Origin of the sequence: Flavobacterium sp. SM2513 (genome assembly GCF_050908145.1) — a bacterium.
Taxonomy (GTDB): Bacteria; Bacteroidota; Bacteroidia; order Flavobacteriales; family Flavobacteriaceae; genus Flavobacterium.
The window spans coordinates 2,187,229-2,199,638 of record NZ_CP194228.1 but is presented as its reverse complement, the minus strand read 5'-3'; the positions used below and the strand labels follow the sequence as shown (position 1 = coordinate 2,199,638).

The window sequence follows — 12,410 nt, the reverse complement described above, 5'->3', positions numbered from 1 at the left end:
GTTTTAAAATTTAATTAATCGTTTAATGGAATTTGACTCATGTCGTCAATTGCTTCTTTTTTATAACCATAAACCCATATTCCCAATCCTACAAAGAAGAAAAAGAAAATAAGTAGGGAGATGATGGGGTATATTGCTACCCCAACTATTGTCTCCATATTGTGTTTTATTGCTTCAAACATAGCTTTATTTTTTAGCGTTATCTTTTACTTTAATATCAGTACCCAAACGTTGCAAGTATGCAATTACTGCTACAATTTCACGTTCGCTCATTGGTACGAATTTCTCTCCATTTGCGGCAGCTGCTTTCTTACTGTTTTCGTAACTTTTTACAAAGTCAGGATCTGCATGTAAGTTGTCTTCAATTCCTTGTGCTTGAATTGCCATCGCTTTTCTTGCGTTTGCAACTTCAGCATCCGTATAAGGAACACCTAAGGTTTGCATCACTTCTAATTTCGTTTCGATATCAGAATTGTCCATAGCTTCATTGTCAAACAACCATTTGTAACCTGGCATGATTGAACCTGCTGATGTACTTTGCGGATCCCACATGTGGTTAAAGTGCCAGTTGTCGTTGTATTTCTGACCAACTCTCATCAAATCTGGACCTGTACGTTTTGAACCCCAAAGGAATGGGTGATCGTACACGTACTCTCCTGCTTTAGATTGTGGTCCGTAACGTTCTACTTCACTTCTAAATGGACGAACTTGCTGAGAGTGACATCCCACACAACCTTCACGGATGTAAATGTCGCGACCTTGAAGTTCTAATGGTGTGTACGGTTTTACCGCAGCAATTGTTGGAATATTAGATTTGACCATAATAGTAGGTACAATCTGAACAATTCCTCCAATTAAAATAGCGATTGTAGCTAAAATAGTCAACTGGATAGGACGACGCTCTAACCATGGGTGGAATTTCTCCCCTTTCAATCTTCCTTTATTAATTGGTGCTAAAGCGGGTGCTTCTGCATAATCATCTTCAATGGCATCATTAGCACGAAGTGTTCTATAAATATTGTAAACCAATATCAACATTCCTAAAATATAAAGGACTCCACCAAACATTCTCATCCAATACATAGGAATAATTTGAGTAACGGTTTCTAGGAAGTTCCCGTACATTAAAGTTCCATCAGGATTAAACTGTTTCCACATAGAAGCTTGCAAGAAACCTGCAACGTACATTGGTAAGGCATATAAAATAATTCCTAATGTTCCTAACCAAAAGTGTAAGTTGGCTAATTTAGTTGAGAATAGTTTTCCTTTTGTCATTCTAGGAACCAACCAGTAAATCATACCAAATGCCATGAAACCGTTCCAAGCTAATGCCCCAACGTGTACGTGTGCTACAATCCAGTCTGTAAAGTGTGCAATAGCATTTACATTTTTAAGCGAAAGCATTGGACCTTCAAATGTTGCCATACCATAACCCGTAATAGCTACAACGAAAAATTTCAAAACAGGTTCTACTCTAACTTTATCCCAAACACCTCGTAAGGTCAATAGTCCGTTAATCATTCCACCCCAAGATGGAGCCAATAGCATCAATGAGAATACTACTCCTAAATTCTGAGCCCAATCCGGTAAAGCCGAATACAACAAGTGGTGCGGTCCAGCCCAGATATAAATAAAAATCAACGACCAGAAGTGAATAATAGAAAGTCGGTACGAATAAACCGGACGATTTGCAGCTTTAGGAACGAAGTAGTACATCAATCCCAAGAAAGGAGTCGTTAAGAAAAACGCTACTGCATTGTGACCGTACCACCATTGCACCAAGGCATCTTGAACTCCGGCATAAACAGAATAACTTTTTAAAGCACTAACCGGAAGTGCTAAACTGTTGAAAATATGTAAAACAGCAACGGTTACGAATGTAGCAAGGTAAAACCAAATTGCAACGTACAAGTGTCGTTCCCGACGTCTTAACATCGTTCCAATCATGTTGATACCCATCACCACCCAGATGAATGCGATTGCAATATCTATTGGCCATTCTAATTCGGCATATTCTTTTGAAGAAGTGTAACCTAAAGGAAGTGTTATTGCAGCAGCAACTATAATTAATTGCCATCCCCAAAAATGTAAGTTACTTAATAAGTCACTGTACATTCTGGCTTTTAGTAATCGTTGCATGGAATAATACATTCCGGCAAAGAATGCATTTCCTACGAAAGCAAAAATCACTGCATTCGTATGTAAAGGTCGTAATCGTCCGAAACTTAACCACGATATACCGTCAGTTATGTTAGGGAACAAAAACATTGTGGCCAATAATAGACCGACACTCATTCCTACTACTCCAAAGATGATAGTAGCATAAATGAACTTCTTTACAATTTTGTTGTCGTAATAAAATTGTTGCATCTCCATATTAGACTTTTTTTTCAGGGGTTGTTTTAATTTGTTTTGGTTTTGTTTTTATTTCATCGTCAAAAAGCATTCTGACGGAAGGCGTATAATCATCATCATATTGTCCTTTTTTTACTGCCATTATAAAAGCAATAAAAAAAACGATAGCAACGAATATACTTACGGATATTAATAAATAAATGACACTCATACCTCTAATTTGTGTTAGGACAAAATTACTGGGTTTGTTAACTAAATTTTATGATAAATATCATAAACTCAATATTATTTTAAATGCAGTTTTTTTGCATAAATAGTACTCATTATCGTTACAAAACTCACAATAGTAATAGTACTAAACGGCATAATAATAGCGGCAACTAATGGCAATAAATTTCCTGTAACCGCAAAACCCAAACCTACTACATTATATAGTAACGATAAGGTAAAACTCATTTTAATCGTTCTAATTGCTTTTTGTGAGAGCTTCAGGAAGTTACCAATATTATAAAACTCACTAGCATCTAGTATCGCATCGCAAGCCGGTGAAAAAACATTTACATTCTCTGATATGGATATCCCCACATTACTTTGCGCTAAAGCTCCAGCATCATTGAGTCCGTCGCCAATCATCATTACATTTCGCCCACTGTCTTGCAAGTTTTTGATGAAATCTAATTTCTGTTCCGGCTTTTGATTGAAAATAAGATTTGTATTGGGTGGTAAAAATGCTTCCAGAAATTCCCGTTCGCCATCATTATCTCCTGATAAAATGTTGAGTTGGTATTTTTGCGAAAGCTCTTTAAAAAGTTCTGACAAACCTTCACGATAGGCATTTTTGAAAATAAATTTCCCTAAATAAGTATCGTTTATAGCGATATGAATACTCGTTTCAGCAACATTTTGTGGTTGAATTGTTCCTACGAAATTGGGCGAACCCAAAACAATTTTATTCCCTTCATAATGCGCTTCAATTCCTTTTCCTACAAATTCTTCAAAAGAATCCATTTTCAAGAAATCAACCTCCGGCAGTTCCGCATAAAGCATTCTGCTCAAAGGATGGTTAGAGGCACGTAAGCTATTTTTTATTAAACTTTCCTGCTGTTTTGAAAGCCCTACTCCTTTATAATCAATAGTAGATTTCTCTGTTGTTGTAATGGTTCCTGTTTTATCAAAAACCAAGGTGTCGACTTTTGCCAATTGCTCAATAACCAACGCATTTTTTAAATAAATTTTCTTCTTACCTAAAATCCGAAGTATATTTCCAAATGTAAATGGAGCCGTTAAAGCCAATGCACACGGACAAGCGACAATCAGAACTGCGGTAAAAACATTAAAAGCGGTATTGACATCAAAGAAAATCCAGTATCCAAAACCTGCAAATGCAATGATAAGCAGAATTGGTGTAAAATAATGACTTATCGTGTCGGTAATTGTTTTGAAATGTTGGTTTACTTTCTTCTGAAAAACATCATTACTCCACAATTGGGTCAAGTAGCTTTGTGAAACACTTTCCAAAACTTGCATTTCTATGAGTTGCCCAATTTGTTTTCCTCCTGCAAATACTTTATCACCTGAATTTTTGACAATTGCATTGGCTTCACCTGTTACAAAACTATAGTCCAACGTAGCTTCTTGCGAAAGTAAAATACCATCTACAGGAATCAACTCTTGGTTTCGAATCAATAAACGGTCGCCTTTGATGACGTCGTAAATGGGTACACTTTCTTCGAGTCCATTTGATAATTTGGTAACGGCAATTGGAAAATAAGACTTGAAATCCCTTTCAAAACTCAAGAAGTTATAGGTTTTTATTTGGAACATTTTACCCAAAAGCATAAAGAATATCAATCCGGATAAGCTGTCAAAGAAACCTTGACCGTGTCCCATGATAATATCCACGGTGCTTCGGACGAACATAACAACAATTCCCAAAGCAATTGGGATGTCAATATTCAACATTCCCGATCGAATACTTTTGTAAGCCGAAACATAATAACCACTGGCAGAGTAGAAAAATGTGGGCAGAGCCAAAGCAAAAATCAGCCAACGGAAAAAACCTTTATATTGGTCGAGCCAAAACTCATTCTCTTCGAAATATTCGGGAAACGAAAGCAGCATGATATTTCCAAAACAGAAAAAAGCAACGCCTAATTTATAGGTCAAACTTCGGTCTTCCGTTTTTACACCTGTTTCGTAATTTTCTAAACTGATATAGGGTTCATAACCAATTGAACTCAACATATTAACAATCTTCTTCAGACTAACCTCATCCGAATTATAGGTCACTCGAACGGTTTTTTCATTGAAATTAACCATAGAAGTTCGAATTCCGGATTCAAGACGATGCAAATTTTCCAATATCCAAATACAGGAACTGCAATGAATGTGCGGAATCGTAAGTGAAACCACAGCGGTATTTTCTTCTTGAAACTCTAAAAGTTTTTCGAGAATTTTTTCGTTGTCTAAAAAATCATATTTACCATCAATGTCTAATGGCGTCGCTCCTGGTGCATTTTCGAAATCATAATAACAACCTAAATCATTGGCACTAAAAATTTCGTAAACGGTTTGACACCCTCTACAACAGAAATCCTTATTGTCAAAAACGATTAAATCAGATTTTTTAATTTCTAAACCACAATGGAAACAACTTTGGGAAGTATCCATAACTTTACTCTTTTACCTTTTGCAAATTTCTAACAAGTTGTTCAGCCAATCTATGATATTTGTCATATATTAAATGTAATTTTGTCAGTCACTAAACAGTGTGTTATGAGTAAATGTGAACAATGTATAGTTAGAGAATTCAGCTCTTTAAAAACGCTGACAAAAGACGAATTAATCACCATGTCTAGTTGCAAAACAGCGACGACATTCAAAAAAGGTGAAGCTCTTTTTGTAGAAGGTGAAAATGTCAACGGCGTTTTTTGTATTAAAGCGGGTGTTTGCAAAATGACAAAATTAAGTGCAAATGGTAAAGACCAAATTGTCAAACTAACCCAAAAAGGTGAATTAATTGGTCAACGTTCTTTAATAAGTGACGAACCTGCAAATTTAAGTGCAATTGCAGTGGAAGATATGGAGGTTTGCTTTATTCCAAAAAGCGATATTCTAGGGTTTTTCAATAATAATAACGCTTTTTCGATGAGTGTTATGAAATCAGTTTGTGGTGATTTAAAAGAAGCAGATGATACTTTAGTGAATTTGGCACAGAAAAACGTGAAAGAACGTTTGGCACAAACCTTACTTTATTTAGAGGATAATTTCGGTATAATGGAAGATAATTCTCTGAAACTGCAGCTGTCTAGGGAAGAAATTGCAAGTATTATAGGCACCGCAACAGAAAGTTGTATCCGCTTATTATCTGAATTTAAGAAACTCGGATTAATTGAACTTAACGGTAAGAAAATCACAATTCTGGATAAAGCAAAGTTGAAACGTATGGTTGAATAATTGTTTCAGGTTTTATTTAGAAAACACAATTATCGCAGAAATAAATCTTTTCAGAAACTGAACTTTATTCCATCTCTACCCTCCAAAAACCGCCTCAACAATAGCACTTTGAAGCGTAACTTCTGCATCATGTTTCACACCAATTGCCATATACTCCCTGTGTTCCGGTATGTTGGGAATTGCTATCGGACGCTTGTCTTCAAAAGGACTATAGTTGTCAAAAGCTAGTTTCTGCCAAGCAATTTGTCCTTTAAATCTGCCGTAAATAGTAACGCCATCGAGTTTGTTTTTTACAAAAGTAATACGGACTTTTCCTGGCATCACCCTCACTTTAATTTTTGGCATATAGTTGTTGTAATCAATGACGCTAGTATCATCGCCAATGATGTCGAGCGAAGTGCCAATAGCAGTGGTGTACGTAGAACTACTCTTCATTTTTCGAACAATGGTTCTAAGTATTGCATTTCCCGATTTTAACTGCGAAGCCTTGGCTGCAGTAGCGGCTTTTGAAGCTAAAAGTGCATCGCTGCTAGCCTTAATGGCGGCTGCATTAGCGGCGGTAACTCTTTTTACCTCCAAAATATCGGCGGCGTCAAGTCCTAAGCTTGCACCTATAGCCTCAATATTTTTATTCAAATTAGCATTCCACATTGCTCTTTCGCTGTCTTTATAGGGTATATAGTCCATAATTTTATATTTAGATTAAACTTAAAAAACCATACTTTACAACAAATCAGTTTTTTAATCCAAATAGGGAGTAGTCATTAGATTGTGTAAACTCATTTCTTTTAGTTCTAGTTCTTAATTGGCGCCAATTAAGAACTAGAACTAAAAGGGAATTTTAAAAGAGTACATTTAACAATTTAAAATTACAGAGGATGAAAATTACAGCCGGAAAGTTGCCAAAAGATTTTGCAAAAGCATTTGACTCAAAAGAAGATTTCCACAGTTATTTTGAGAGCTTATATAAGCAAGAAATTGAACAGCTTTTGCAGGGCGAATTAGACGCTCATTTGGGTTATGAAAAGCATCAAAAAGAAGGTTATAATTCGGGGAATAGTAGAAATGGTTCGTTCGATAAAACCATAAAATCAGAAACCTTTGGCGATATGGTTTTAAAAATTCCCAGGGAAAGAAACGGCAATTTTGATTCCCAAATTATTCCGAAAGGACAAACAATGAGTCAAAAAATAGAGGACGCTATTTTAGGGATGTACAGCCGAGGAATGACACGTAGCGATATCGTAAACAGGTCAGATCAGTTTATGGCATCAGCGTTAGTGAAAGCACCATTTCTACTATTTCTAATAAGATTTTAGCAGATGTTGAAGAATGGTCAAAACGTATTTAGAACCTCAATACTTAGTGGTCTGGTTGGATGCCGTACATCTTAAAGTTCGAGTTGATGGCAAATACATTAACAGTGCAATGCACGAGGTTATTGGGCTCAGGCCTGATGGATTGAAAGAAGTTTTAGGTATGTGGCTCAATAAAACTGAACCAGCATCATTTTGGATGAGTGTTTTATCAGACTTAAAATCAAGAGGTGTTGAGGATATTTTAATCGCTTGTACTGATAATTTAGCAGGATTTACAAAAGCTATAAAAGGTGTTTTTCCTGAAACAATTACCCAGCTTTGTATTGTACATCAAATCCGTAATAGTGTAAAATTTGTGGTTTATAAAGACCGGAAACAGTTCTGTACAGACATGAAACAAATCTACACCGCCAACAATGAAGAACAAGCTGTAGAAGCTTTAAAGTTGCTAAAAACAACTTGGGGAGAAAAGGATAAATATGCAATTGATAGTTGGGAGAATAACTGGGAGAACCTAATGCCCTTTTTAGAGTATCCACCTGAATTAAGAAAAATAATTTACACCACAAATACCATCGAAAACCTTAATAGAGGTATCCGAAAATACACCAAAACCAAGGTGCAATTCCCTGATGAAAAAAGCCTTAAAAAGTCGGTTTACGTGGCAATACTTAATAATGAAAAGTCATGGACAAAACCCATTTTGAAGTTGGGATTGATAATGAATCAGTTTTTGGTTATCTTTGGGGAAAGGTGCAGAATTAAACATTAATACAAAAAAAGAGTTTACACAAAATTCTGTCCAGTCTCATTTTACTTACGAAACCACTCACGAGACTTTCGCAACCACTCACGAAGGTTTAATAACTACTCACGAGATTTTCATAACCACTCACGAAAGTTTCATAACCACTCACGAAGATTTCGTAACCACCCACGTAAGTTCCGTAACCTCTCACGAGACTTTCGTAGCCACTCACTAACGCGTCGTAACCTATATTAAAATCCTTAAAACAAATGCAAGAACATAAAATTTAATTTTTTAAACTTCGGGGTTAGGACGGCAGTTGTTTGGGTAATAATGCAAGTCCTTTGGGAAAAAACCAATTGGTACGTAAATAACTATAAGAGTTGTTATTTGTAGTATTTGAAGTTGTTGTTGTCATTTTGGCTTAAAATTAAATGAATTAGGCGTTTACTATTATAGTGATTTCTACTAGAGAAAAGCACTAACTTCTTTGTTGATTTAATTTAGATAATTCAGCAATTACTAAATGCTTTTGAATTATGGTTTAAATCCTCAACAAATTTGTTTTGTAAATGTGCGAATTAATTTAATACCAAACACACCCGCTTTGTAGAATTTTAACTACATAAATCACTAATTACTAGCGGATTATGGTTTTTAAAGTTTAATTAATGAAATAAACAAAACACTGCCTTTTGTGCAAAACAGCACTAGTTTCTGTTTAAGAAATTACACAAAATGCAAATAATTAGGTAATGTTCTAATTTAGAGTAAGGTATAAAAAATGGGTACTGAAGTTGTGCCTCCCTTTTTTTATAATTTACTTTTAGAGATAGGTTGCTAAAAATCATTCACTTGAAACGGAAATAAAGGGAAGGTTTAAGCATAATTTTTCATCAAAAGTTACAGCGATAAATCAATATTTCTTGAAAAAGGGATTTCAAATTGATTGATGATTACAGAACCCGTCTTTTTCATCGTAATTTTAGAAGTATTCACAATATAAGAACGGTGCACCCTCAGGAACGCTTCCGACTGTATTTCCTTAATAAAAGCATCAAGGGTTTGACGGATGGAATACTTTTTGTCTGCAAGTTGTATGTCAATGTAATTATTCTCGCTTTTTACAAATAGCACATCTTCAAGGTTGATTTTTACCATTTTATAGCCGTCTCTCACGGTAATAAATTTGAGTTGTTGCTTGTGAATTTGCAAACGAATGGCTGCAATTAAATCAACTTTTTTAATTGGTTTGGTCAAATAAGCATCGGGATTGGTTGCAAATGCACGCGTCATCAGTCCAAGGTCTGACTGGCCTGTTAGAAATAGCACGCTGGCGTTTTCGTTCTTATGTTCTACCAAATCAATGCCGGTATTTGCACCATGCAAATTGATGTCCATTAGTATAATATCAGGCAAAAAGGACTGCATAAGCGTTAGAGCTTCTTCCTTATCGTGTGCCAGTTCTATCGCTGCAAAATGCTCCTGTTGAAGCAGTTCTTTCAGGTAATCGGCAATTAAAATTTCGTCTTCTACTATTAATATTTTGGAGCTTAATATCATGAGTATAGGTTATATATGTTCTTTTTTAAATGAAAAACAGAAGCCATCTTCGTTTGTAATGGTGTACTTAATTCGGAGTTGACGGCACATTTGTTCAATTAATTTGGGTTGTATACTGTCTTGAGGTAGTCCTACTCCACTATCGGAATAGTAAAAATAAAAAAATTCTGTGTCTTTCGTTAGCTGAAAGCGAATTTCTTTTTGGTCCTGCTGTTCAAATGCGTGTTTGATGGAATTGATGCAAAGTTCTGTAAGTAACAATCCCAAATACATGGATACATCGGCAGAAAGTTCTATGGATTCTATTGTAAATTTGGTTTTGATACCGTTCTCTAAGAACAAATCTGAAAAACTTACTTGTATGTCTTTTAGATACTTGTAGCTATTAACGTGTCGCTTGTCGTTTGATTGGTACAAGTGACGGTGCAATGTTGCAATGGAGTTTATCTTTTTTAGAATCTTCTGAATTTCTTGTCCTTCGCTTTCGCTTATCTTGCTAAGCTGCACCTCAATAAGGATGATGATGAGCTGCAAATTATTATTAATCCGGTGATTGGCTTCGCTCAAGAGAAACTCATTTTGTTGCGACAGAAATTGCAGTTCCTTGTTCGTATCACGTGTTTTATTAAGAAAATAAGCAATTAATAACGCAATTACTAATGCGGCAAGAAACAGCCCTAAAAAAATATAAAACCGAACCTTATTGGTAGACAATTCCTTACTCTTGTTGACGAGTTCTAGGTTTTTTATCGTAATCTGGTTCTCTTTTTCGTCAACTTTGTACTTTTCTTCGAGTTCAAAAAGAAATTGGTTGTGTTCTAGTTCATAATAGCGTTCTGACAATTCATGTCGGTATTCTAAATATTCATTAGCCTTTTCAAATTTTTTCAAACCCTTATACAGCTCATATACTTTTATGGTAAAGATATTTTCATTGTAAAGGAGGTTATACTTTTTAGCAAATGCCATAGCGGCAAGAGCCTCGCTTAGTGCTTTATCAATTTGATTGTCTTTGATTAATACATTGATGTAATTAATAGTGACATCTGCTTGATTTTGTACCAGACGATTCTCTTTTGCGTAGGCAATGAGGCTTTCAAATTCGTCAATTGCCCGTTTCAAATCCATTTCTCGCTCATATACACAAGCAATCTCTAGCCGTGAGTAGAAGATATTGTCTTTGTCATTAATCTTAGTGGCATAGAGTAAGGACTTTTTTGCAAATACCAACGTGGAGTCGGCTATGTTGTAGTATTCCGTAAAAAGCGCTGCTTTTCTGCTGTAGTACTTTGCTAGGTAAGCATCGTTAATAGGATGCTTCTTCAATATATTGCCCGCTTTATCCAGTTGTTTTACCATTTCCTGGTAGAGCGTTCGCTTTCTGTAAAACTCCGCCCGCTTGACATAATAGAGGAATTCCAGCTGTTCGTTTTTAATTTCTAAAATGCGTTTGTAGGCTCGAAGGTAATGGTCGTTGGCTTTATTAAACTTCAATTCCAGTTTATAAACGTCGGCTAATGCAAGGAGTAATTCAATTTCCTGCACGCTGTTTTTGGGTTGTGCTAGGTGTTTATTGAAATAAGCAATTGCTTCACTGTGCTTATTTTCATACGTTAATTGCTTGCCCAACTTGACAATGGAGTCATTTTGGGCAAAAGAAAACTGAAAAAGTAAGAGCGTAAAGAAACAAAAATACTTCATGGCTACGTTTTCTGTTTCTTTTTCTTTGCAGCTGGAAACAAGACGTTGTTAAGTATCAAGCGGTAGCCTGGTGAGTTGGGGTGCAGGTCTAATACCGTGGGCTCGTCTCCCACTCTGTGCTGGTAATCCTCCGGGTCATGACCGCCAAAATAGGTAAAGAACCCCTTACCTATCTGACCGTGAATGTAACGGGCTTCGCCATTGTATTGGCTCTCCCCCATAATCAACACGCTTGACTTAACCAGATTACTGTCAAACGAAGTGGTTTGTCCCATGAACCCCTTTACTAGTTGGGTATGATTTTGGCACAACATGCTGGGTACAAAATCCCACTTAGCGGAGAAGTCCATTAAGGTAAAATAGTCCTTTTCCATCGGTACTTTGCGTTTCATGGTCATGTCGATGTCAGAGAACTCGTATTGGTTTGGGTTGCGTTCCAAAATGTAGTCTTTGAATGCAAAACTTCTTCGGTAATCAATCTTGGATTGGTAGTTGCCTTCGCTTGGGTCGCCATCAAACATGGGCTCGCAAATGTCCACACCTTCTGCCGCTAAGGCGATGTCAAAACTGTCTGTAGCGGAACACATTGCAAACATAAACCCTCCGCCAATCACGAAGTCCCGAATCTTTTTGGCTACAGCCAATTTCTCATCAGATACTTTGCTGTAGCCTAATTTGGCAGCCAAAGCTTCAGCATCCCGCTTTTGCTCAATGTACCAAGGCATATTTTTATAGTTACCAAAGAATTTACCGTATTGTCCTGTAAAATCTTCGTGGTGCAAGTGCAACCAGTCGTATAAAATGAGTTTATCGTCTAAAACTTCTTCGTCATAAATGGCGGTAAACGGGATTTCGGCATAGGTTAACACAAGTGTTACCGCATCGTCCCAAGGTTGCTTGCCTTTGGGTGTGTACACAGCTATTTTGGGCGTGCGTTCTAGCACAACGGTTTCCATATTTTGCGAAGGGCTTGCAATTTCTGCTAAAATAGAGTTGGTTTCCGCATCAGAAATAGGTTCGAAACTCACGCCTCTTATCTGGCATTCCTTCCGTATTTCAGACGCATCGGGAAGCAAGAAAGAGCCTCCACGGTAATTGAGCAACCAGCTGACTTTATATTGTTTTTCTAAAGCCCAATAAGTAATCCCGTAGGCTTTCAAGTGGTTCTGCTGTGTGGTCTCGTCCATGGGAATCAGGATAAACCCAGCCTTAGCGGTAATCGTGCAGAGAAAAAAAAGAAGGTACAATGCGTTTTTGAAGGACATTTG

The 12,410-nt window shown here is 36.5% G+C and carries 9 protein-coding genes and 1 pseudogene; 2 read left to right on the top strand and 8 right to left on the bottom strand.

The annotated features are described in order from the left end of the window. Positions 1-14: 14 nt before the first annotated feature. The 4 genes from ACQ5J2_RS09200 to ACQ5J2_RS09185 form a co-directional block, all read right to left on the bottom strand. On the bottom strand, positions 15-182 hold the full coding sequence (locus ACQ5J2_RS09200) for a CcoQ/FixQ family Cbb3-type cytochrome c oxidase assembly chaperone (protein ID WP_432670112.1): 168 nt from the start codon (positions 180-182) through the stop codon (positions 15-17). 4 nt (positions 183-186) lie between these two features. Then, positions 187-2,376: a cytochrome-c oxidase, cbb3-type subunit I gene (ccoN, locus tag ACQ5J2_RS09195; RefSeq protein ID WP_432670111.1), complete on the bottom strand. Its 2,190-nt coding sequence runs from the start codon at positions 2,374-2,376 to the stop codon at positions 187-189. A 1-nt stretch (position 2,377) separates the two neighbouring features. Next, the gene (gene ccoS, locus ACQ5J2_RS09190) at positions 2,378-2,566 is read right to left on the bottom strand and encodes a cbb3-type cytochrome oxidase assembly protein CcoS (protein ID WP_432670110.1); all 189 of its coding nucleotides are present in this window, start codon (positions 2,564-2,566) and stop codon (positions 2,378-2,380) included. Positions 2,567-2,640: 74 nt separating this feature from the next. Next, positions 2,641-5,025 (bottom strand): heavy metal translocating P-type ATPase metal-binding domain-containing protein, encoded by a 2,385-nt coding sequence (locus ACQ5J2_RS09185; protein ID WP_432670109.1) that lies wholly within the window; start codon positions 5,023-5,025, stop codon positions 2,641-2,643. 105 nt (positions 5,026-5,130) lie between these two features. On the opposite strand from ACQ5J2_RS09185, the gene ACQ5J2_RS09180 reads away from it, so the two are divergent. Next, positions 5,131-5,811 (top strand): Crp/Fnr family transcriptional regulator, encoded by a 681-nt coding sequence (locus ACQ5J2_RS09180; protein WP_432670108.1) that lies wholly within the window; start codon positions 5,131-5,133, stop codon positions 5,809-5,811. A 75-nt stretch (positions 5,812-5,886) separates the two neighbouring features. On the opposite strand, the gene ACQ5J2_RS09175 is transcribed toward ACQ5J2_RS09180, so the two are convergent. Further along, positions 5,887-6,498, bottom strand: coding sequence for a hypothetical protein (locus ACQ5J2_RS09175; RefSeq protein ID WP_432670107.1), 612 nt, complete (start codon positions 6,496-6,498; stop codon positions 5,887-5,889). Positions 6,499-6,689: 191 nt separating this feature from the next. Between ACQ5J2_RS09175 and ACQ5J2_RS09170 the strand changes: the two are divergent. Then, a pseudogene (locus ACQ5J2_RS09170) lies at positions 6,690-7,902 on the top strand (IS256 family transposase). Positions 7,903-8,781: 879 nt separating this feature from the next. Here the strand turns inward: ACQ5J2_RS09170 and ACQ5J2_RS09165 are convergent. The 3 genes from ACQ5J2_RS09165 to ACQ5J2_RS09155 are packed head-to-tail and all read right to left on the bottom strand — an operon-like array spanning position 8,782 to position 12,329. Next, positions 8,782-9,441 (bottom strand): LytR/AlgR family response regulator transcription factor, encoded by a 660-nt coding sequence (locus ACQ5J2_RS09165; RefSeq protein WP_432670106.1) that lies wholly within the window; start codon positions 9,439-9,441, stop codon positions 8,782-8,784. A gap of 9 nt (positions 9,442-9,450) precedes the next feature. Continuing rightward, positions 9,451-11,142, bottom strand: coding sequence for a tetratricopeptide repeat-containing sensor histidine kinase (locus tag ACQ5J2_RS09160; protein WP_432670105.1), 1,692 nt, complete (start codon positions 11,140-11,142; stop codon positions 9,451-9,453). A 2-nt stretch (positions 11,143-11,144) separates the two neighbouring features. Continuing rightward, on the bottom strand, positions 11,145-12,329 hold the full coding sequence (locus ACQ5J2_RS09155) for an asparagine synthetase B (protein WP_432670104.1): 1,185 nt from the start codon (positions 12,327-12,329) through the stop codon (positions 11,145-11,147). Positions 12,330-12,410: the final 81 nt, after the last annotated feature.